22 protein-coding genes and 1 tRNA gene are annotated in these 22,050 nt (G+C 55.8%); 12 read left to right on the forward strand and 11 right to left on the reverse strand.

Translation table 11 applies throughout. The features are described from left to right. Positions 1 to 248: 248 nt before the first annotated feature. The 5 genes from HAP95_RS08375 (at position 249) to HAP95_RS17485 (ending at position 8,636) form a co-directional block, all read left to right on the forward strand. A complete protein-coding gene (locus HAP95_RS08375) occupies positions 249 to 5,696 on the forward strand; it encodes an MG2 domain-containing protein (protein ID WP_215883809.1) in 5,448 nt (1,815 codons plus the stop codon). Between the two features lie 7 nt (positions 5,697 to 5,703). Then, complete coding sequence (locus HAP95_RS08380; protein WP_215883810.1) at positions 5,704 to 7,764, forward strand: transglycosylase domain-containing protein; 2,061 nt, start codon at positions 5,704 to 5,706, stop codon at positions 7,762 to 7,764. A gap of 226 nt (positions 7,765 to 7,990) precedes the next feature. Next, positions 7,991 to 8,281, forward strand: a complete 291-nt coding sequence (locus HAP95_RS08385) for a nucleotidyltransferase family protein (protein ID WP_215883811.1) — start codon at positions 7,991 to 7,993, stop codon at positions 8,279 to 8,281. Beyond that, positions 8,278 to 8,481, forward strand: coding sequence for a HepT-like ribonuclease domain-containing protein (locus HAP95_RS17290; RefSeq protein ID WP_215883812.1), 204 nt, complete (start codon positions 8,278 to 8,280; stop codon positions 8,479 to 8,481). Before HAP95_RS08385 ends, HAP95_RS17290 begins: the two co-directional genes overlap by 4 nt. A 29-nt stretch (positions 8,482 to 8,510) precedes the next feature. Then, positions 8,511 to 8,636 carry a HepT-like ribonuclease domain-containing protein gene (locus HAP95_RS17485; protein WP_215883813.1) on the forward strand — a complete coding sequence of 42 codons (126 nt, stop codon included), beginning with the start codon at positions 8,511 to 8,513 and terminating at the stop codon, positions 8,634 to 8,636. Between the two features lie 491 nt (positions 8,637 to 9,127). On the opposite strand, the gene HAP95_RS08400 is transcribed toward HAP95_RS17485, so the two are convergent. Beyond that, positions 9,128 to 9,658: a hypothetical protein gene (locus HAP95_RS08400; RefSeq protein WP_215883814.1), complete on the reverse strand. Its 531-nt coding sequence runs from the start codon at positions 9,656 to 9,658 to the stop codon at positions 9,128 to 9,130. After that, positions 9,645 to 9,818 (reverse strand): hypothetical protein, encoded by a 174-nt coding sequence (locus HAP95_RS08405; protein WP_215883815.1) that lies wholly within the window; start codon positions 9,816 to 9,818, stop codon positions 9,645 to 9,647. Before HAP95_RS08405 ends, HAP95_RS08400 begins: the two co-directional genes overlap by 14 nt. A 344-nt stretch (positions 9,819 to 10,162) precedes the next feature. Between HAP95_RS08405 and HAP95_RS08410 the strand changes: the two genes are divergently transcribed. Next, entirely contained in the window at positions 10,163 to 10,369 is a 207-nt protein-coding gene (locus HAP95_RS08410) for a hypothetical protein (protein WP_226832663.1), read from the forward strand. A gap of 384 nt (positions 10,370 to 10,753) precedes the next feature. Here HAP95_RS08410 and HAP95_RS08415 read toward each other — a convergent pair whose 3' ends face one another. Together HAP95_RS08415 and HAP95_RS08420 are read right to left on the reverse strand one after the other, a co-directional pair. Then, on the reverse strand, positions 10,754 to 11,623 hold the full coding sequence (locus HAP95_RS08415) for an ImmA/IrrE family metallo-endopeptidase (protein ID WP_215883817.1): 870 nt from the start codon (positions 11,621 to 11,623) through the stop codon (positions 10,754 to 10,756). A gap of 2 nt (positions 11,624 to 11,625) precedes the next feature. Then, on the reverse strand, positions 11,626 to 12,015 hold the full coding sequence (locus HAP95_RS08420; RefSeq protein WP_215883818.1) for a helix-turn-helix domain-containing protein: 390 nt from the start codon (positions 12,013 to 12,015) through the stop codon (positions 11,626 to 11,628). Between the two features lie 286 nt (positions 12,016 to 12,301). Here HAP95_RS08420 and HAP95_RS08425 point away from each other — a divergent pair, with 286 nt between their 5' ends. Genes HAP95_RS08425 through HAP95_RS08450 form a run of 6 tightly spaced genes read left to right on the forward strand, consistent with a single transcriptional unit; the run spans position 12,302 to position 17,154 of the window. Continuing rightward, positions 12,302 to 12,526 carry a DUF2188 domain-containing protein gene (locus tag HAP95_RS08425; protein ID WP_215883819.1) on the forward strand — a complete coding sequence of 75 codons (225 nt, stop codon included), beginning with the start codon at positions 12,302 to 12,304 and terminating at the stop codon, positions 12,524 to 12,526. A gap of 6 nt (positions 12,527 to 12,532) precedes the next feature. Next, on the forward strand, positions 12,533 to 13,534 hold the full coding sequence (locus HAP95_RS08430; protein WP_215883820.1) for a CBASS cGAMP-activated phospholipase: 1,002 nt from the start codon (positions 12,533 to 12,535) through the stop codon (positions 13,532 to 13,534). After that, entirely contained in the window at positions 13,528 to 14,667 is a 1,140-nt protein-coding gene (locus tag HAP95_RS08435; RefSeq protein ID WP_215883821.1) for a CBASS cGAMP synthase, read from the forward strand. The genes HAP95_RS08430 and HAP95_RS08435 overlap by 7 nt, the downstream gene beginning before the upstream one ends. Then, positions 14,664 to 16,295, forward strand: coding sequence for a ThiF family adenylyltransferase (locus tag HAP95_RS08440; protein ID WP_215883822.1), 1,632 nt, complete (start codon positions 14,664 to 14,666; stop codon positions 16,293 to 16,295). Before HAP95_RS08435 ends, HAP95_RS08440 begins: the two co-directional genes overlap by 4 nt. Then, positions 16,283 to 16,759 (forward strand): Mov34/MPN/PAD-1 family protein, encoded by a 477-nt coding sequence (locus HAP95_RS08445; protein ID WP_215883823.1) that lies wholly within the window; start codon positions 16,283 to 16,285, stop codon positions 16,757 to 16,759. Before HAP95_RS08440 ends, HAP95_RS08445 begins: the two co-directional genes overlap by 13 nt. A 38-nt stretch (positions 16,760 to 16,797) precedes the next feature. After that, a complete protein-coding gene (locus HAP95_RS08450) occupies positions 16,798 to 17,154 on the forward strand; it encodes a tyrosine-type recombinase/integrase (protein WP_215883824.1) in 357 nt (118 codons plus the stop codon). Between the two features lie 13 nt (positions 17,155 to 17,167). On the opposite strand, the gene HAP95_RS08455 is transcribed toward HAP95_RS08450, so the two are convergent. From HAP95_RS08455 to rpmI, 7 genes are all read right to left on the reverse strand, one after another. After that, positions 17,168 to 17,244: transfer RNA gene (locus HAP95_RS08455), tRNA-Pro, on the reverse strand. Positions 17,245 to 17,280: 36 nt separating this feature from the next. After that, positions 17,281 to 17,733, reverse strand: a complete 453-nt coding sequence (locus HAP95_RS08460; protein ID WP_215883825.1) for a MerR family transcriptional regulator — start codon at positions 17,731 to 17,733, stop codon at positions 17,281 to 17,283. Beyond that, the gene (locus HAP95_RS08465) at positions 17,708 to 18,007 is read right to left on the reverse strand and encodes an integration host factor subunit alpha (RefSeq protein WP_024893611.1); all 300 of its coding nucleotides are present in this window, start codon (positions 18,005 to 18,007) and stop codon (positions 17,708 to 17,710) included. Before HAP95_RS08465 ends, HAP95_RS08460 begins: the two co-directional genes overlap by 26 nt. A gap of 12 nt (positions 18,008 to 18,019) precedes the next feature. Continuing rightward, positions 18,020 to 20,413: a phenylalanine--tRNA ligase subunit beta gene (pheT, locus tag HAP95_RS08470; RefSeq protein WP_215883826.1), complete on the reverse strand. Its 2,394-nt coding sequence runs from the start codon at positions 20,411 to 20,413 to the stop codon at positions 18,020 to 18,022. A gap of 12 nt (positions 20,414 to 20,425) precedes the next feature. Continuing rightward, complete coding sequence (pheS, locus tag HAP95_RS08475) at positions 20,426 to 21,448, reverse strand: phenylalanine--tRNA ligase subunit alpha (protein WP_215883827.1); 1,023 nt, start codon at positions 21,446 to 21,448, stop codon at positions 20,426 to 20,428. A gap of 20 nt (positions 21,449 to 21,468) precedes the next feature. After that, positions 21,469 to 21,828, reverse strand: a complete 360-nt coding sequence (gene rplT / locus HAP95_RS08480) for a 50S ribosomal protein L20 (RefSeq protein ID WP_010641740.1) — start codon at positions 21,826 to 21,828, stop codon at positions 21,469 to 21,471. 18 nt (positions 21,829 to 21,846) lie between these two features. Next, positions 21,847 to 22,044 carry a 50S ribosomal protein L35 gene (gene rpmI, locus HAP95_RS08485; RefSeq protein WP_215883828.1) on the reverse strand — a complete coding sequence of 66 codons (198 nt, stop codon included), beginning with the start codon at positions 22,042 to 22,044 and terminating at the stop codon, positions 21,847 to 21,849. Between the last annotated feature and the right edge of the window lie 6 nt (positions 22,045 to 22,050).

Consider the following 22,050-nt stretch of genomic DNA (forward strand, 5'->3'; position numbering starts at 1 on the left):
TATTATTTAACGGGAACAGTAATAAACAAAACAACGACATCGCAGCAATTAAATAGGCCGAAACGAAAATCTACTGCAAACAGTATATCACGCATTACTTCTTCTGAAATTATCTATCATTTCCACGTTGTTCTCCGAACACGTTTAAACTATTATTCGAAATTATCAATAACCGCTGATTTTATCTTTTTCTGGTAGTCATTTACACATCTTGACGATCTATCCGGCCGATTATACAGAGAAAATATATGACTCAACATAAAATCAGTTCCCGGACCCTATGGATAGTCATCACATTACTGCTGGTTCTCATCGCTTTGGCGGCCTGGGCTTTCAGCACCAGACAAAGCGCAACAACCCATTCGGCCCAAATCAATAACAGCCACCTATCCAAATCCCCAGATCATACCGGGGCTTTGACTACCTCGCTTCCTGCTGCATCGACCAGCCCTGCACAAAGCACTACTACCGTTCCGGTCATCCATTTGTCCCATGTTCTGCCCGGTCTGGGTAATGACGCAGAAAACTATGCCAGCACGCTGGAGTATTCGGCGCTGGGCCAGAGTTTTCGCAACAATTGTCAGGATAAGGAAAAAGCCATTCATAATGCCCTGCAATCCGGAAATACGGCTCAGGCTGCAGCCCTGCAGGACCAATATGAAAGCTGGAAACAACAACAGCGTAGCGACGCGCTCAGCAAGGCCAATCAGGCCTACTCGGCAGGAGACTGGTCTTCAGCTGTCAAGGACTATCAACAACGCATTGCCCTCGGAGACAATACTGACCCACAAATCTGGTGGCATCTGGCCGATGCCTTGCAAAAGCGGGATAGGACCTCTGCAAAAGAGACTAAATATGCTGCTTATCTGGCTTATAATCGCAATATCTACAGCCAGAAACCAGATGTCACCCGCCTGCTTCCGACTTTGCAGCTTCTGCAGAAAGCACTGGCTGCAGAGGACGATCATCTCGGTGAAATTCATTTACTTGAGGCCATGTATCGTGCTTATCCCGGCAATGCTCAAGTGGCTGTCGACCTGAAAAAAACCGTAATGCACTATGGTTTCAAGGTTCAGAAAATTACGCCTGATACCAACCAGTTCCCCACCCGTACCTGCGTCCGCTTTACAGCACCACTGTCCGAGGCCCCGGATTTTCATGCCAGCAACTGGGTGACTTTTTCGCCCGCCCAAGCGCATGTTGCAGTGGTTCGCGAAAATGGCGGCATCTGCATCAGCGGCCTGCCCGCTGGCAGCAGTACCCAAATGCATATCCGTGCGGGCCTGCCAGCCATTGCCGGAGCTGTTCTGAGCAGCGCGCAAACGGTCACCTTGACCCTGCCCAATCGTTCTCCCAGCATCATCACCGATACCGGACGCTTCATTATTCCGGCATCGCTGCCCCCCGCCGTAGGTTTTTCCAGTATCAATATTTCCAGGGTTAAATTGAAAATCAATCGGGTACCAGAACGTGCCTTGCTGGCTTTTGTGGCCAACCACCCCCTGCTGAACCAGGACGACAGCGAATCCACCCTGAACAACCAGAATAGCCTGACGATTTGGCAAGGCAGCGCAGATATTCCGCATTTCAGCGCCAACCGCTTGATGCACAGTATATTGCCACTGCCCAAAATCCTGCAGAAACCCGGGCTCTATGCCATTGAGATCAGTCCGGGAGATGGTACGCCCAACCCCAACGGCGGCCTGAACAGCGTGCAACTGGTATTGCGCACCAATCTGGCACCCACCGTCTGGCAGGGCCGTAACGGATTATATGTGCAGATCCGCCATTATACGGATGCCAGCCCCTGGAGTGGCGTCAGCGTGAAACTCATTGCCCAGGACAATGATATCCTCCAGACCGTCCAGACCAACGCCGATGGCATTGCCTTTTTCCCCCAACCCATTCTCCAGGGCAGTGGTGGACAAAGCCCGGCTGCCCTGCACATCTATGGACCGGATAATGAATTTACCTTGTTCAATCTCGAAAACTCGTCGCTGAACTTGTCCGGGCGCGGCATTTCCGGACGTTCGGCACTGCAACCGGTCAGTCCATTCCTGTGGCTGGACCGGGGCATTTATCGCCCCGGCGAGACGGTCCATGTGGCGGCCATTTATCGCAGCGCCGCAGGTCAGCCACTGAATTTGCCTCTGCATCTCATTGTGCGGCGGCCCGGTGGGCAGGTATTTCTGGATACAGTTCCAAAATTGTCTGACGATGATGCCATTGCCGTACCCGTCAAGCTGCCCTTGGCCGCTCAGGATGGCAACTGGAGTGTGAGTCTGGCGACAGGTCTCAAGGAGCCTGCCCTGGCGCAGGAAAGCTTTACCGTATCTGCCTTTGTACCGCCAACTCTGGCTGTCAAACTGGGAACAGCCAAGCCCATTCCGGCCGGACAAGCCCTGCAGTGGCCGGTAGAGGCACGTTATCTTTATGGTGCTCCGGGTGCGCATTTGTCGGGAACGGCACGGATCAGCCTGAGCAGTGATCCTACACCCTATCCGCAATGGCAGAACTATCAGTTCGGACTACATAGCGAAATATTTACCGCCCCGGTCCAGGAGCCAACACTGCCGGACACCGATGCTGAAGGCCAGACACAAGTACCCGTCAATTTAAAGCAACTACCTAATAGCACGCGTTTTCTGGAAGCCCATGTCGCGGTTTCCATCAATGAGCCTTCTGGCCGTCCGGTGAGCAGCGAAATCATTTTGCCGGTGACTCCCGACCACCCACTCATTGGCATCGAAAATGCCTTTAAAAATGACACGGTAGCCGCAGGGAAAATACCGGAATTTCATATTGTGGCTTTGGCACCAGACGGCAAGCCCAGCGCCATGCCCGTACAAATCGAGGTAGTCCGACAGTCTTCGCAATGGAACATATCCATGCAACACGGCGTAGCCAGCTGGGGATATAGCTACGTTGACCATCCTGTACTGAAGAAAAATATCAGCTTACCCGCCAGTCATGCCTATACCCTGCAATTGCCGGTACTGGATTATGGTCGTTACCGACTGCGGGTCATTGAGGCACACGGTGGACTGGCGGCCAGTTCCGCGATTTTTTACTCCGGCTGGCAGACCAGTGCCAATCCGGGCGTACCCCAACGGGTTTCAGTACGCAGTAACACGGCAGAATATGCAGCAGGCAGCACGGCAGATATCCATATTGATGCCCCCTTTGGAGGCCCGGCCGTACTGGTGCTCGCCAACGACAAAATCCTGTCCCTGAAAAATTTCAATTTACCCAAAGGGGGCATCACCCTGCATATCCCGGTGGAAAAAAGCTGGGGTGCAGGTGCTTATGCGCTGGTCGATGTGTTTCGGCCAGCCAGCGCCAGCGAGGCACCAGAACGCGCCATCGGCCTGACCTGGCTGGGCCTCAAGCCTGGCGAGCGCGCCATCCCCGTTCATTTTGATGTGCAACCTGTTTATCGCCCCCATCAAATCATCCGGATTCCTCTTAAAACCCGACCTGGTGCCTACGTGACGCTGGCGGCCGTCGATCAGGGGATTCTCAACCTTACCCAATTTCCCAACCCGAATCCGCTGCATCATTTTTTCGGGAAACGGCGGCTGGATATCAGCGTAGCAGACAACTACGCTGCGCTACTGGCGCGACCTACCGGCTATGAGGCACTCCTGCAAAATGGGGCCGGGGCCAACTTCGGCCCGGCCGTGCGTCCCATTCCCCAGAAGGTGGTGGCACTGTTTGCCGGTCCGGTGCAGGCCAATAGTGCCTGGATTGCGGAACTCCCCATTGATGTTCCGGAGTTCAATGGAGCATTACATCTCATGGCTGTGACCTGGCAGGGAGATGCGGTGGGTGCTGGCGATGCCGACATCATCGTCCGCAACCGGCTCATCGCCAATTTGCTACTGCCCCGCTTTTTGTCCCCCGGTGATAGCGCCGAGGCCACGCTCATGCTACAAAATCTGAAGCTGCCCGCAGGCAACTATCAAAGTGTAGTCACCGCTTCCGGACCCATTCAGGTCGGGAATAATGGTCAGAACAAAACCTTTTTGAAAGTGCAGGCCATGCATCTCTTGCCGGTAACCCTGACCGGCACGGGAGAAGGCACTGCTCAACTGACCTTACGTATTACCGGACCAGGTGGATACCAACTCGTCCGCCATTGGGATATGGTTGTGCATTCTTCCCAGCCTCCGGTTTCCAAAAATCATCGGCTGACCCTGGCGGCCGGAAGCCAGCATCTACTCAAGCCGGATCTACAAGGCTTCATTCCCGGTTCCAGCACCACTGCGGTCACATTGGGCAATACCCTGCCCTTCAACCCCAAGGCCTACGTGCAGGCGCTGTATCAGGGTTGGCATTGTCACTCACTGCTCAATGCCGCCAGCCAAGGTTTACCGCTGACTATTCTGAAGCCTCCGCTCATCACCCCGGAACAAGCCGCCAAGCTTCAGGATTACGTGAATCAGGTCCTCAATAATCAGCGTTATGATGGCGCTTTTGGGCTATGGTCCAATAATGGTGACGCACAGCCCTGGCTCACGGCTTTTGCCACAGAATTTCTCCTGCGCGCCCAAAAAGCCGGGGCAACGGTGCCGCAACCCACCATCGACCAGGCCCTGCACTGGCTGAGTAATGAGGTGGAAGAGGAAAACCACCCGGTATTTGATCGCATTTATGCAGTCTACGATCTGAGCCTGGCCGGGAAAGCGCCAGCAGGAGCCATCCGTATGCTGGCAAGACACATGGATCAACTCACCATGCCCTTGGCCTTGGCACAACTGGGCTCGGCATTGAACACCATCGGAGAACGCCATTTGGCCGAGCAGGCCTTGCAAAAAGCCATCAAAAGTCAGGGGCCCATTGGGGGCGACTGGTGGTGGGGACGCTCAGACTGGGATGATGCCTTCGGTTCACCTTTACGGGATGCCTGGGCAGTGCCGACCATCATTGCCCAGACTGGACTGATGCCCGATGCCCTGGCTAAATTACGACAGAATCTGCCCGGCGCGGGGCTGGAACCCGACAGTCTGACTACCCAGGAACTGGCCTGGGCGCTTTACGCCGATGGCGTACTGGGCGGCAACAATCAACCAGTGCATGTGCAATGGGGTCAGCAAACTATCCAGCAGACTGGGCCCGTTGTTCTGCCTCTGAGTCAGGCGATCAACATCCGTAATCTCGGCAGCAAAGCCCTGACGGTAGCCCTCAGCACGACAGGCATCACCAGCAGCCCGCCTCCGGCCGCCGAGCAGGGGATGACTGTCAGCCGCGCTTTTTATTCACTCTCCGGCAAGCCCCTGCAGCCCGACTCCCTGCCGCAGAACACCGTCTTCGTCGCCGTTCTGAAAGGGAGCATCAGCGATAACCTACCCCATCGCGCACTGCTCAACATGGGTCTGCCACCGGGCTGGGAACTGGCGGGCGACACAGCGACGGGCAAGGTGCACGGGCTGCCCTGGCTCAAAAACCTCAACACTCCGGAAGCTACTGCGGCCACCGATGACCGCTACGAGGCCGCCTTCAAAATGGCACCCGAGGACAGTCAGGCTTTCGACGGCGACGGGATACCCGATTTCAAGACGGCCATTTTGCTGCGTGCCGTCACTCCGGGGCATTACCTTCTGCCCGGCGTTACGCTGAGCGACATGTTTCACCCCTCCATCTCCGCCCGCAGCGCTGGGCGCAAGGTCAGCGTGATACCACCGCCTGCCTCATGAACACCCTATGAGTGGGCGCAAGACGGACAGAATATTTTCGAGCATTCTGCGCGGGGGCCGACGCTGCCTCTGGCCTCGGGGCCGATACGCCTGGTGGCGTCGCTGCGGACACTGGCTGCTGCTCAGCATCATTCTGGTGGCCGTCATTGCCTGGTTTATGCCACCCGATACCCAGACTCTGAAGCAAGAGGGGCGCATCATTTACGATCGCCACGGCCACGTATTGAGCATGTTTCTCAATCACCAACAGCAATGGGCTTTTGCCACGCCCGCAAAGCGGGTCAGTCCGGTCCTGATCCAGATGCTGATCGCCATTGAAGACCAGAATTTCGCCTGGGACCCCGGTGTTGACCCCTTCGCCATCATCCGTGCTGCAGGACAGATGATCATGGCGGGACACGTAGTTTCCGGCGCTTCCACCCTCACCATGCAAGTCACCCGCATGCTCCATCCGGCACCGCGCACCCTGCCCGTCAAAATAGTGGAGGCCCTGCAGGCTATTTCTCTATATGAACATTATTCCAAGTCTGCAGTGCTGGGCATGTGGCTGTCACTGGCTCCTGAGGGTGGCAACATTCAGGGTATCGAGGCGGCTGCGCATGCCTGGTTCAATCAGTCTCCACGCACCTTGGGTCCGGCACAAGCTGCCTTTCTGGTCATGATGGTACGCAATCCCAATCGGCTGAATCCATTGACCCACCCTCGGGCGGCTCTTGCCACCCGCAATCAGATTCTGCGAGAAGCCCAACGCCGGGGCATTATTTCCCGGGCAGCACTGGAGCGCGCTCTGGCAACGGCGCTGCCGCAACGTCTCTATCCCATGCCTCTGCTTTCTCCCCAGGTTGCCTCGACACTACCCAGTGGGACTCGTAGCACAATTGATGCGCCCATGGATCGCGCGGTAGCCGATATCGCCCAACATGCCCTGCAGCAGATGGCCCCCTCGGAGAGCATCGCTATTGTGGTTGTCAGCCTCAAGACAAAAGGCATCCGAGCGATTTACAGTGGTGATTGGGGTAATGTCCAGCGCGATGGTTTTGTCGATATGACCCGAGCTATTCGGTCTCCGGGCTCCGCTCTCAAGCCATTTTTATATGGCCTCGGCTTTGAAGCCGGAATCATCCGTCCAAGCACCAATGTAGCTGATTTTCCGAGTAATTTCGGCGCTTATGAACCTAATGATTATAATGACCGCTATATGGGGGTTGTCACCGCAACTACCGCATTACGACGCTCCCTGAATGTGCCGGCCGTAGATCTTATCGAAGCCTACGGCCCCCTGCGCTTTGCGGCACATCTGCGGGCTGCTGGCACGCCGTTGTTGCTCCCTTATGGCGCGGATCCCGCCCTGCCCCTGGCCCTGGGTGGTGCTGGCATTTCCATGCGCCGCTTGCTGGCACTATATGCCGGACTGGCTAACGATGGTGTCGTCGAACGCTTACACCTGATTGCTGGACAACAGCGCCGCGCACGCCGTCTGTTATCTCCTTATGCAGCGCAAGATGTCACCGCCATCCTCAATCGTCCCTTCCCTTTTGGTGGTCCTGGCGGCATTGCCTGGAAAACCGGCACCAGCGCCGGAAATCGCGACGACTGGGCCATTGGATATAATCACCGCTACGCCGCAGCAGTCTGGATTGGCCAACCCAATGGCGCCGCTCTACCCGGTGACACAGCACTCGCCGCCATCCCTATCCTCGCCAAGGTTTTCAGCATTCTGCCGGGACAGCCGATTGAGATCCATCCGACGTCCTGTTCCCTGACCTTGCAACGCCAGCCCATGGGTACGCTTTTGGAAATCGCCTCCCCCGCATCGGGAAGCCAGCTGACAGTTGGCGAGCCGGTCAGTATTCGCATCATTGGCGGAAACCGGCCCTTTCATTTTCTGCTGGACGGTCGCCCACTCGCGTCCAATCCGGCGTTACGCAGCGTGGACTGGACACCAGCGGTGGCCGGTTTTTATCAGCTCAGCGTTCTCGATGCCAGTGGCCAACTGGTCAAACGCGCCTTACGCGCAGTGCCGCCCATAAGTGCGGCAAATGTGGAGTGGAGTAATAACGTCCACTGACCGGATGTAGGAGAGTATGAGATGTTGCGTTGCCTGCGTGTCGGCGGCTGGGTTTGCCTGTCTCCGGAAGGGGGAATAGAAACCGGCAGGAGGTATTCAGGATCCCGCTGGCTTGCAGAACGGTCTGGTGCGGTAATTCACCCGCTTCTGGTTCGCACTGCAGGTGTTGGGAAGGTCAAAATACCCTATAATATATCTGCGGGTTAGATTTTATCGTGGGGGGAATATGAAACCATCAGTAGCCTTGGCCTCAAACCGTGCCGCAATCCGGCAGATAGTCGAATCTCACCACGCCCAAAATGCCCGGGTGTTCGGCTCCGTATTGAATGGTCAGGACACCGAAAGTAGCGATCTGGACATCCTCATCGACCCAACGCCCGAAACAACCCTGATGGACGTGGCCACCATTCAGGTGGAACTGCAACGCATGCTTGGCGTGACGGTCGATGTGCTGACGCCTGGTGCCCTGCCAGACACTTTCCGCAGCCAGGTCATCTCGGAAGCTACGCCTGTATGACCAAGGCCATGCGTGTCCCGGACTACCTTGGTCACATCCTCAAAGCCATTGAGAGGATTGATCGGTACACGGCCGACATGGACGAAGTTGCGTTCCTCTCAAATGAGTTAGTGCAGGACGCTGTGATCCGCAATATTGAGATCATCGGTGAGGCAGCAAATAACATACAGTGCAAAGCCGCTGAATTAGCAGAGCAGTAAACCACATTCCCTGGCAGGTCATGTACACGATGCGTAATCGCGTCTCACACGGCTACGACAAGGTGGACCTGGAAATCGTCTGGAAAACCATTCAAAGTGACCTCCCGGAATTACACACACAACTCTCCGAAATGAATAGGGATCTTGGCAGATAAAACCTCATTCCTACCCTCTTTGGGGTGGATTCAGAATTATAATACCGGATGTTTACCCTGGTCATCGGAGAGATGTTATGCGTCCTTCTGAAATCTTGCGAAGGCATCGTCAAGATGTCCTACAGATTATTGCAGCGCACCATCGAAAAAATGACTAAACACTACCTGGACAAACATCAGGAACCATGGGTTGTGACGGATACCGTCGGGCTATCTATGATGGTTTACCCACAAGTTTTACTTATGGCCCATAAAAATTATATCATCATGATTCATATGGTAATATTGGTCGGGGCGAGAGGATTTGAACCTCCGACCACCTGAACCCCATTCTAGCCCTATAATCCCGCTTACGCTATGTATTTATAGCATATCCCTGCGCGGACGCTTTCTACAAAATGGCATACCGAGGTAAAATATTTCCATTACAAAACAACGGCGAGTTTTCAGTTGTAGAAGGCTTTAGCCATTTCTGATTCTACCTGTGAAGCCTATTTGATCTGGTCCGCAAGGTCTGTTTCGACAATCTCCAGCAGTGATCGCTCACCACATAGGAAGATCGAAGCGGTTGAGCGGGTGGGATGAATCTGACACCCAAGTCCAATACCATCAAGCCGATCTTTTGTGACATGCCGCCGGCGGGCTATCGGTGTCGTTCCCCACGTTCCTACCTTCAGTTTCAGGTAAACAGCCAGGTCGAACAGGCTCATTCCTCGCACATGCTCTCGCCAGTGCTCAGGTGAGAACGGCTTCCAAAGGTCAACCGATCGGTTCACTGCCTGCATGGGAGTGGGGCCGTATGCCGGATCTCCAGATTCGTAGGGGGCTGGATCTATCTTGATGATCAGGTTTGCTCCGGCCCAGGCCAGGGCGTCCTGGCCGAGCCTGTTCCACGACAGCACCAGGAGTTTGGCCTTTGTATATGGCAAAGGGCTTTGTTCCGGAAACAAGTCGGCAAGCAAGGAAAGCTCTTTACGCAGGTCTTGCGGGATCGTGTTAACCGTTGATTCACTCCACATCATCAATGTCTTCCTCTGGCTCTGCTTGCTTCAAACGTTCAGCAGGGCAACGGTACCCGTTTATGGCCCAAGCCGCAGCGATGAGCAAGTCTGGCGCCCTGTCCTCGATAAAGGCGGTGCCACAAAGTAGCTCGTCTGGAACCTCAATTTCTTCGTAGTTCATCTTCCCCCGCACTCTGAGTCTGATTCCTGGCCAGGTATAGATCGGACGCAGGTGCGCCCCTTCAGGTATATCCAGATCCCTCGATCTATACCCAAACGGGATCCGATATGGAGGAATGCTCAATGTTCAAAGGTGCCTTTGTAACTGCTCTACAGTCGGCTAAAAGCCTGCATGGCAACATTAGGCTGCAATGGGACCGGGGCCAATGCTCCGCTGGCCGGTACCGCAAGGTATAGCTGGCAACCATGCGACGAATTTCAAATCTTGCATTTAACCAGGCGTTCCCTGAAGCCTCTGGCCTGTCTGGTATCCCTGTAGATAACAAGGTTAGGATAGCTCGGGATATGGCCAACTCCTATGATCGGGATGCGGTGGGGATCTGGCTTGGGGGGCACCCGGAAACGCCCATCGGTTGGCTTTATCGCAAAGACGGCAACCGTGATACCGTGCTACAAAAGCTCGACGCTGGTGGAGAGGTCACGGGGCACATTGAGCAGCGCATCCGCAGGCAAGGGGGCAAGCCACAGAAAGTCGTGGTATTCTGGCTTTGACGGGTCGTTGCTCCAGAACCTGATTGATGCGGAACCCAGAGAGAATGAAGGCGCCTGACGACTGACATACCTTGAAAAAGGATGCGCACACCAAGACTTGGTGCCGTGGTTGAAACGGGCTACTCCATGATCAGCGGCAAGATTGCTGGTAGTCGGGGCCGGCCTGAACGGCAGTTCAAGACTGATTGCGGTCATTCATTGGCTTCAATCAAATGACATCATCCGACCCGCTGCCGTCATTCTTGTGTGCTTCGCAATGCGGCCGCTCAAAGCTGGACAGCGGCCGTTAGGTGTCTACGAGTCTGGGAGATATTCAAGTTTGAGCTTTGGTTGAGTGGCGACGGAAAAGGGAGATACCTTTGTCGTCGAGGCCGTGTTGGCTTTCTAGCGGCGCTTGCTGCGTCCCGGCCATGGCAGTTCGCCCGTCAGTTCAGCCAAGCCCCCATCATCTTCGATACGTGCGCCGAAGCGATTTACCTCCACCGCAGGTAAATCGTCACTGTCGAACCATAGCAGGGAGATGGTAGTGTCGGTACGCAGGTAATGTCTTGAAAGCTCCCAGAGGTCAAGGCCTTTTCCGCAGTTGTCGAACCAGATGTCCTGTGAAACTTCCCCTGTTTCAGTAGCATTTTTTTCCGAAGAGCGGATTTGGTGAGCCACGGAGCCTGTTGGAATTACTGACCTAGGAGGTATCCAGCACCCCGCTTGCCGCAAGGCCGTGGAGCGTGCGGCATACCGCACTGCCCCACGCTCCATGGTGACGAATGCGCACGGCATATCGCTAATACTGGCGAACCTTGACGCCGCTGCTGGGAATGATGTGCTGAACAAACCGGCCATGTGTTGGATAAGCTCCAGGGAGGGCTCCTCTTTGGGGACAGCGGAGAGCCACTGTTGATAAGGCATCAGCAGTTCAGACGCAAACGTGTCGCAGGCGATCTCATTCGGATGTCGTTTTGCATAAGACCACGAAGGCACTTCCTCGTGGCTTGATTCCAAGCCGAGCACGATATGAGCTATTTCGTGGCAAACAGTGAAGCGCTGGCGCTCGTCAGTTTCCAGGGAGTTCACTGTGATGATGTGCTTACCGTTCGGTTTCGTAACGGTATAGCCAGACTCTCCTTCGCCAAGTTCATCCTTCTTGATCTTAGCGTTAGCGGCGGTCACATAGGGGGACAAGTCTTCCCGGATGTTCGAAACATCGACTTTTGCAACAAAGGCTCGTGCTTTATGTCTGACATCCGTCTCGTCCACGTTCAGTCATCCTCGTCGTCGTCGAAGACCTTTTTGATTCGGGCGATCAGCGTAGCGGGGTCAGGCCTAGTGTTTCCCCGATGCCTGACTCCAGCTGCGGCTGTAAAAATATCGATGCTGATGGAGGAATCTTTTAGCACGAATTCAACAAGGCTGGGATCAGCGTCAGCATGGTCAACCAGCCACATCACAAGCGCTATATCTCTTTCTCCCGGCTTGAGAACCTTCAGCAGCTTCTCAACCAAGTCTTGGGATGGGTTTGTCTTCTCGCCTGTTTCGAGGCGATGGACATAAGCATGATCAACTAACGATAGCTGGCCGATTTCACGCAGGGAAAGGGTTCTACGTTCACGTAACATCTTGAGGGCGACGCCAAGGCCTGTTTGCGGCATAAGTTCTGATCCTTGCGGTTGCGGGAAGATAGGGCCAAACCCTCTGATGCCCCTCACATCCGGTTGATGTTCAAAGGCGAACCCGCGTGCCAGTTGCACTGGCACGCGGGTTCTGATACATTGTTGTCCAACCAGACAACGAAAGTAGGTTTTATGCCTGCTTTAGGCCGGATTGGCTTGGCCTTCCTGTTGTCTGCATGAGCAACGCATTGTGCTACAGCCGGTGGCCATTGACAACCCAGCCGAGCGGCTGGGACTTCGATAGCTCCATTGAAGGAGATTCATCATGGCAGGTAAGAATCAGCATGTTGTCCCTCACCAGGACGGTTGGGCCGTCGAGAGCGCAGGCAATCAGCGGGCGACCTCTGTACACGATACGCAGCAACAGGCCATTGACGCAGCGAGGGATATAGCACGCAACCAGCAGTCTGAACTCGTCATCCATCGTCCTGATGGCCGTATCCGTGACAAGGACAGCCACGGCAACGACCCCTTTCCGCCGAAGGGCTGAAGTGCCATGACGGGCATCCCTACCTACCATGTGCTCGCCCTGTCAGGGGGCGGTTATCGCAGCCTGTACACCGCCACGGTTCTCGCCGAACTCGAAGCCGTGCTGGGGCGTCCTATCGCGTCGCACTTCGATCTGATCTGCGGCACATCGGCGGGAGGGATGCTGGCTTTGGGGCTGGCTGCGGAAATTCCGGCCCACGAACTCAAAGCGCTGTTTGAAGACCAGGGCAGTCGCATCTTCGGTTGCCGCAGTCTGCCGCGACGGCTTCTAGGATTCTGGCTGACCGCAAAGCATGACTCGATGGGATTGCGAGAGGTGCTGACCGAGCGATTCCAAGGGAACACGATCGGCGACCTGAAGCACCGCGTTCTCGTTCCGGCGGTCAACTACTCGACGGGCCGCGGGCAGTTCTTCAAGACACCTCATCATCCTTCCTTTGAGTTGGATCACCGCATGAAGATCGTCGATGTGGCGTTGGCGACCGCAGCCGCGCCCGTCTACTTTCCTCTGGCGCGCAATGACAGGGGTGTCTTCGCGGACGGCGGGCTGGTGGGCAACGCCCCGGGTCTGTTCGGGTTGCACGAAGTCCAGACGTTCCTAGCGCCGAAACAGGATGCGCTGGTTCGGGTCCTCGCCATCGGCACGATGACCATCGGTGCGACTGTTCGCGGCGGCGCCAGCCTCGACCGCGGATTCGGCAAATGGCGCGGGGGACTCTTCGATCTCGTGATCTCTGCCCAGGAGTCGTCGGTGGACTACATGCTGCGGCAGGCGTTGAGCAACAACTACTTCCAGATCGACGACAAGGCGACGCCCGATCAAAGCAAGGACGTGAAGGCGCTGGATCGGGTTTCCATCGGCGCCACGAATACGCTCAAGGATCGCGGCAACCACGCGGCGCAGCGTGCGCTCGGCGATCCTCTTTTCCAACCGTTTCGAGCGCACCAGGCCGGCGCACCCATCTTCTATCACGGCCCCAACAAGAATGTCCCGGAGGCCGCATGCTGAACCTGAGCCCGCTCTTCTTTACCACCCTTGATGACGAATCGTGCATGCACAACGAGCTGGATCTGACGCCTGAGCAGCGCGCCTGGATCGCCAGCGCACGCACTGATGTCAGGAACTGCCTGCGCACAGGCATCCCCCGCGTGCTTAGGGCAAGCGGATACACGGAAGACGTGCCGCAGCCGCGCTACTTCACGCAAGGGTCATGGGCATACAAGACGTTGAACTCCCCGGCACAACGCCCGCAGCAGGCGGATGTCGATGATGGCTGCTATCTGCCAATGAGTTTCGTCTCGCAGACGAGGCGTCCCAGCGCCGCGGCGACGGTGTTCTTTGCCGCTGCGGAAGAAGCCTTGAAGCCGCTGGTCGAGGAAAAGCGGTGGAAGCTTGTCACCGACAAACCGACGTGCATCCGCATCGTCATTGCCACGTATGCCCACATTGATATTCCTCTGTACGCGATCCCAGACGAAGAGTTTGTGTTGTTAAAGGCGTCGATGGAGCAGCGTGGCTTCGATTCGATATCAGAGGCTGTTCAGATGGCAGAGCGGGACACATGGACAGCCCTTCCCGCCGACAAGGTGCTTCTGGCTCATCGTGAATGCAATTGGATGTCCTCTGACCCCAGGCCTGTGAAGGAGTGGTTCCTGGGCGAAGTGGAGGCCAAGGGTGAGCAATTCCGCCGCGTAGTTCGTTACTTGAAGGCGTTTCGCGATTGGAGGTGGTCCAGCGGCGGACCCGCTTCGATCCTCTTGATGGCCGCCGCGGCACCTCTCTTTGAGAAGCGTGATCGGCGCGACGACCTCGCGTTGCTGGATGTCGTCGCGGCACTGCCAGCTAGGTTGCGGGCGGGTGTGAACAACCCCGTGGATGAGTCCGAATCGCTTACGGAGCGACTTGGCCATGAGGGTGTCGAAGAAGCGGTAAAGGCGTTCGAAGAATTTGAGAAAATGCTTCGCGGAGCAACCGGCGCTGGTAGTCCTTCACAGGCCTGCATCTGGATGCGAGGCGAGTTCGGCCCGCGCTTTCCGAACGAGCCGGATCGGGTCAAGGAGGTATCCGTTGCCGCCACCATTGCCGCGGCTCCAGCTGCTGCTGGTCCTAGTGAACTTATCGGACGAACGAAAGCTGGATGAGCAGCGCCGCAGTGGTCGCAGACGTGATCGATGCCTTCAAGCAGCAAGGCTTCGAGTTTGTCGGCAAGATGGATGACGGCTGGTTCAAGCTGCAAGGGCAACTGACCCCGCCCGACGCGGACAATGGATGCCCGTGTGAGGTTCAGCTTGACCCCACGTTCTTCGACTTGCCTCGCATCCGGCTGCTGGAAATCCCTCCTGAGCTGCCCGCAGCGGTTCCTCATCTTGGCGCAGATGGCGGGCTTTGCTATCTCGCCAAGGGCACGGTCGTTCTGGACATCTACGATCCTGTCGGACAGTCGCTGGCGTGCCTGCAACGTGCGGCCGTCGTGTTCGGGCAGATCATGCAGGGGGAGATGATCGAAGACCTCGCGGAAGAGTTCTTTGCCTATTGGAATGGCTGGCATTGTTTCGTAGACATGCAAGGCGAGGATTTAGGGCGACAGAACTGCATCGTCGCGCAAGCCAATGGAAATCCGTTGTGGTTTATCACCGACAACGAAGATCGAACAAAAAGGAAGCTGAGTTCGCTCGGCTACCAGGTCACCGATAGGACGGTGCTGACTTACCGGGTCAAGACTATCGCCCAACCCCGACCGCTGACCAACCACTGGCCACCCGAGACGGTGAGGGATATCTTGGCTTGGCAAAGCACCCTTGACCCTCGGTGCCGGTGCAAGATTCACGAGCGCATCAAGGAAGGAGAAAGGAAGAAGGCCAACGGCGTTCTGATCATTATCGAATCTCCGTTGATGACGTATGGCTTTGCCGTTCTCTATGAACACCAACGTCCGGTCCAAAAGGGCAAGCTCGCAGATCGCAGAGATTCGAGCTACGGGCTAAAGGTGATGCCCATATCGGTGGTCAGAATCGATGATCGGTATCTTGCCCAGCGGAACATGCCCAATTCAAGGACGCTTGCAGGTAAGAACCTGGCCGTCGTGGGATGTGGCACGATCGGTGGATATCTGTCGGACATGCTGGTCAAGGCCGGGGCGGGGACATGCGGCGGAAAATTCACATTGGTGGATTTCGATTACCTTCTTCCCCAGAACATCGGACGCCATCGCCTGGGGTTCCCGGACCTGCTGTCTAACAAAGCCGAGGCCATGGCGAAAGAACTCAAACGCTTGGCCCCGGGCGCCGATATCCGTGCGCTCCCCGTGGATGTCAGGCAGGCCCAACTGAGAGAGCTGGACCTGCTCATAGATGCCACCGGGGAAGAATCACTCGGGCATTGGCTTTGCGGCCGCTATCCGCCTCCGATGCCCATGCTCTCGGTCTGGATCGAGGGGCCGGGAACGGCTGTCCGTGCGCTCCTGAGAACGAACGCATCTGGCGCGTGCTTCCGATGTCTTTGGCATAGCAATAGAAGAGGTGGACTCCGTTCCACCCTTGATCCTCTTCCTACCATCTTGGCGGGGCATGGATGCGAGGGCTTGTACGTGCCATTTCCCGCTTCGGTGTCCGTGCACGCTGCCAGCCTGGGCGCGGAAATGACGCTTGACTGGGTCAACGGCGTCTATTCCCCTGCATTGCGAACCAGGATGATCGACCGCATCCATCAAATTGCCACGCACGATTGCGATCCACTTCGGGATCGGGAATGTCCCTTATGCAACTCATGAGTTCTTGGGCAGCCGACGATAAGAGGACGTTGCTGAATTTCTCGAAGTCCACGCTGGAGACCTTCTGCCAGCATGTTCAGGCCAGTGATTTTGACTGCGAAGCTGGCGGGCTGCTACTCGGTTCGGTCCACGGAACTCACATGCTCATTGAGCAGGCAACGGTTCCCACCGCATGGGACAAACGGTTTCGCTACCTGTTCGAGCGGATGCCGTTTGGCCACGAAACCATCGCTTTGTCTCGATGGATGGCGAGTCAGGGCGCCGTTCGCTATCTGGGCGAATGGCACACCCATCCGGAAGACTATCCCCATCCTTCTGGTCTCGATAGATCGGAATGGAACCGTTTATCAGCGAAGCGTCGGGACAAGAGGTCTATGCTTGCTGTCATCGTCGGGCGAAAAGCTCTGTATGTCGAATTGGTGCCGAGTTCAGGCCGCGGTTTGGTGCTTACCCCTGTGGAATAGGGGCTAATCGGACCAATGCCTTCATCATTGCCCCTGCATTGGACGAAGTGATTTCACGTTCCAAGAGCTTGCGCCGCAGGGTAGGGTCGCTCTACTTCTTCTGCACACGAGACGGGCAACCCTATAGTGTGAGCGGTTGGAACAGTGCCTGGCGACGTATCGTGGCCAAAGCTGGCGTGGAGGATATTCACTTTCATGACATACGAGCCAAGGCGCTTACTGACGCCAAGCGGGTCGCTGGAAGAGACTACGCGCAAGCACTGGCCGGCCATGCCAGCGGCGATATGACTGAGGCATATATCAGAGCCAGAGAAGCGGAGCGGATCACCCCACTGAGCAGGATTGTAGAAAAAGGCGGTGATTGTAGAAAAAGAAATCAGGGAAATACGCCCTAACCCCTTGATTTATTGGTCGGGGCGAGAGGATTTGAACCTCCGACCACCTGAACCCCATTCAGGTGCGCTACCAGGCTGCGCTACGCCCCGCAAGAGCCGCTACTCTAATGCTTCGCTGGCGTCGGGTCAATGCTTGCCGGCACATATTTTTATCAATTCGGACAATTCAATACGCAAGTAGGTCAGGCGGTTGCCCGTGCTGGTGTGCAGGCCGGAGGCATTATCATCCATTTCGAATTCCAGTTGTGCCGCTGAGACCGGATGCCCGTGACTGGATTCGTTGCGCAGCCCCTGAAGTCGTTCACGAGCGCCGTGGATGGTGTAACCTTCTCCATAAAGAAGCTCACGAATCTGCCGCGCCAGTAGTAAGTCGTGGCGCTGGTAATAACGGCGATTACCTTTTCTTTTCAGCGGACTGAGTAGCGGAAATTCCTGCTCCCAATAGCGCAGTACATGGGCCTTGACCCCACAAAGCAGAGACGCCTCGCTAATGGAGAAATACCGTTTTTCAGGAATTTCTGGTAGCGCGGCGAGCTCTTTGCCAGCTTTACCCTTAGCCGTTATCTGGTTCGCTACCATTGACGTAGGCTTTGAGCTTCTGGCTCGGATGGAAAGTCACCACCCGCCGTGCGGTGATGGTAATTTCCACGCCGGTTTTGGGATTACGCCCTGGTCGGGGGTTTTTATCGCGCAGGGTGAAATTACCAAAGCCGGAGAGTTTCACTTCTTCGCCCTGGGCCAGGTTTTCGCGAATATGATCAAACATGGCTTCCACAACACCTTTGGCTTCACGCTTGTTCAAGCCCATGGTTTCAAACAACATATCAACAATTTCTGCTTTCGTGACGGCCACTTTCTTGTCTCCCTATGCCCTGAGTTCTATGGAGCCGATTTGCTTCACTGCTGTAAGCATTCGCTCCAATTCCATTTGTACATCAGCCTCAGTCAGCGTACGCTCACGATCCTGCAAAATGAGCGCAAATGCCAAACTGTAGGTCCCTGCCGGCAGGGATTCCCCCTGATAGCGATCAAAAATACGAATTTCCTGCACCACCGCACTGGCAGCCTGCTGCATTGCCGCCAGAACTGCTCCTGCCTCAATGTTGTCGGGTATGACCAACGCCATATCCCGGCGCAAGGCAGGATAGGGTGACAACGCCGTAAAGTGCCGCCCTTTCTGCAGATGTTCCAGCATCTCTATGTCTAGATAGAAGAAAAAGGCCGATTTGTCCAGGTCATAGCGCGCTGCGAGGGTCGGATGCAGAGCCCCGAGCATCCCGATTCTGCGGCCTTCAACCAGAATTTCTGCGGCCTGTCCGGGATGCAGCGCATGCTCAGTGGACAGGGTCTGGAACTCAAAATGGGTTTGTGGCCATAACGCCAGAATGGCGGCTACATCCCCTTTAAGATCAAAAAAATCCACATTTCTGGCCGTTTGCGCCCAGTTTTCACGATCTCCAGTGCCCCAGATACAACCCGCCAGCACCATGCTCTGCCGATCTGCTGAAAATACCCGCCCCATTTCAAAAAGACGAATACGATCCTGCTGACGCTTCGCATTAAATTGCAAGGTCTGCAGCAAACCCGGCCAGAGGCTGGCACGCATCACCGCCAGGTCTGCTGACAAGGGGTTCAGCAGGGCGGGTGCATCCGCATTCGGCTGGAAATCATCCTGAGATTCCTGGCTGATAAAACTGTAGGTAATGACTTCGTGATAATCCCGTGCCTGCAAAATATGGCGCAACATCTGAGATGGTGACTGATTATCGGGTACCGCCTGCAAGATGCCACGAGGGCGATGGGCTGGCAGGTGGTCATAACCGTAAATTCTTCCCACCTCTTCAATCAGATCTGCCTCAATCCGCAGATCAAAACGGTGGCTGGGGGCAGTGGCCTGCCAACCATCCTGCGTCAGACGAATCTGCAGGCCCAAACGCGTCAGCAACTGCTCAATGACCGCCGCCTCGTAGGGCATTCCCATCACCCGCTCAAGACGTTTTTGCCGCAATGAAATTTCGGCGGAAGCTGGCAACTGGCCCTTCAGGGTAAATGAATGGGAGGCTCGCAACTGCACGGTGGCCAGTTCCATCATTTGCGCGAGCACGCCTCTGGCTACCTGCGGAGCCAGATTAAAATCCACACCCCGCTCATAGCGCATGGCGGCATCTGTTTGCAAACCCAGTCGACGTGCGCGGCCCTGAATGGCCTTGGGTTGGAAAAACGCCGCTTCCAGAATAATGGAACGGGTTTGCGGGGTCACACTGCTACGGCGTCCGCCGATAATACCCGCGAGTGCCACCGGTCCCTGCGCGTCGGCAATGACCAGCATATCCGGCTCCAGGTTCAGATCGCGGCCATCCAGCGCATCAAGGACTTCTCCGGTCTTGGCCCAGCGTACACACAGTCCACCCTGAATCGTATTGGCATCAAAAGCGTGCAAAGGCTGACCGGTATCAAACATCCAGATGTTCAGCAAGTCCACCATCGGGTGGATGCTGCGCTGACCGGCCCGGCGCAAACGCTCGCGCAAAAAATCCGGCAAGCGATTTGGTACGCCGTCAATCCACAATGCGGTATAACTGGGACAAGCTGTTCTGGCTTCAGCATCTATTGCTACAGAGTAATCACCCTGCACGGAGTGTTGGGTGGAGTCCTGCTGAGACCACTCAGGACCTTGTGTGACAGACCGGGGGGCATGCAGTTGCTGAGCCCCAAGGGCATACAGATCGCGGGCAACGCCCTTTATGGACAAGGCATCACCGCGATTAGGAGTAATGCCCAATGTCAGAATTTCATCATCCAAATGCAGATAAGTCCGCAAATCCGCGCCTACGGGAGCCTCTGCATCCAGAATCATCAATCCGCTACTGCCATCTTCCAGACCCAGCTCACCAGCCGCACAAAGCATGCCCTCCGAACGCACACCGCGCAGCTCCGAAATGGCTATTTTTTTATTACCCGGCAACTCCGCCCCCGGCAAGGCCAGGGGTACCCGCTGCCCTTCAGCCAGATTTGCAGCCCCACAGACAATCGTTCGCAGGGTGCCATCACCAGCATCTACCTGAGCGACCCGTAGCTTGTCGGCTTCCGGATGCGCTGCCACGCTTTGAACCGCCGCAACGACCACAGCATGAAAAGGCAGAGCAGCGGGCTCGATAGCCTCCACCTCGATCCCACCCATGGTCAGCCGACGGGCGATTTCTTCCGTATTCCAGGAGAAATCCAACCAATCACGAAGCCACTGAATACTGATACGCATAGCCTTCGCTCCTCAGGAAAACTGCTTGAGGAAGCGCAGATCGTTCTCAAAAAAGAGACGCAAATCATTGACCCCATAACGCAGCATGGTCAGTCTTTCGATACCCATGCCAAAGGCAAAACCGCCAAATAGTTCGCCATCTACCCCGGCACCAGACAGTACTGCCGGATGCACCATGCCGCAGCCCAGCACTTCCAGCCAGCCGGTTTGCTTGCAAACCCGACAACCTGAACCACCGCAGATGACGCAGCCCACATCCACTTCTGCAGAAGGCTCCGTAAAGGGGAAATAGGAAGGACGAAAGCGCACCGGCAAATCCGGTTTGGCAAAAAAATTCTGAAGAAAATCTTCCAGTAGGCCACGCAAATCGGCAAAACTGGCTTCTTCATCGAGCAGCAGCCCTTCCACCTGATGAAACATCGGGGTATGGGTAATATCAGAATCCCGCCGATATACGCGTCCCGTTGCAATCATCCGCAAAGGGGGCTGATGGTTTTCGAGAAAGCGGATTTGTACCGGGGAAGTGTGGGTACGCAACACCCGATTCTGGTCAAAGTAGAACGTATCGTGCATCGCCCGCGCTGGATGATCTTCGGGAATATTCAGCGCTTCAAAATTATGATAATCGTCTTCTATTTCGGGACCATCACTAATTTCAAAACCCAAACCGGAAAAATATTGCTCTATCCATTCGAGGGTCTGACGGATGGGATGACTACTCCCCAGCGCAACACGCCTTCCGGGCAGGGTGACATCTATCCGCTCAGCCTCCAGGCGGGCTTGAATCCGTGCAGTTTCCAGTAAGGTCCGGCGGGATTGCAGCAGATTCTGCACTTCCTCCTTGCGCACATTCAGTAATTGTCCGGCTTCACGGCGTGCTTCTGGAGATAATTGTCCGAGTTGCTGCATGGCCTGGGTCAACAGACCCTTTTTCCCCAACCAGTGCAGACGGATTTGCTCCAGCGCGGGAAGATCAGCAGCGGCCGCAATATCACGCGCGGCCTCTGCAAGGGAAGCTATGGAAGATAGCGACATATCCACAGCCTCCGTCATGATTAAGCGGCCAGCTGGCCCTTAGCCACCTCAACCAGACGGGTAAACGCCGGCTTGTCGCGCACCGCAATATCCGCTAGGACCTTGCGATCCAGCTGAATGCCAGCACGCAGCAAACCATTCATGAAACGGCTGTAGCTCAAACCTTCTGAACGCGCTGCGGCATTGATGCGCACAATCCAGAGGCTGCGGAAATCCCGCTTCTTGGTACGACGATCCCGGTATTCATAAGTCAGGGCCTTCATCACCGCCTGATGGGCGATGCGGAAGTTGCTTTTACGTTGACCACGGAAGCCCTTGGCGCGAGCCAGGACTTTTTTATGACGGGCGTGGGCAGTTACGCCACGTTTTACTCTAGGCATGGTACGATTCCTCTGTCATCAAGCGTAGGGAAGCATGCGCCGCAAGGCAGCCTGATCGCTTCCCGAAGTCACCAAGGTGTGGCGCAGATGACGCTTCCGCTTGGTCGTTTTTTTGGTCAGGATGTGGTTCAAAAACGCCTGACGATGCTTAAATTTGCCGGATCCGGTGCGCTTGAAACGCTTGGCCGCTCCGCGATTGGTCTTCATTTTTGGCACGATGCT

Origin of the sequence: Acidithiobacillus sulfurivorans (assembly GCF_018853815.1) — a bacterium.
Classification (GTDB): Bacteria; Pseudomonadota; Gammaproteobacteria; order Acidithiobacillales; family Acidithiobacillaceae; genus Acidithiobacillus; species Acidithiobacillus sulfurivorans.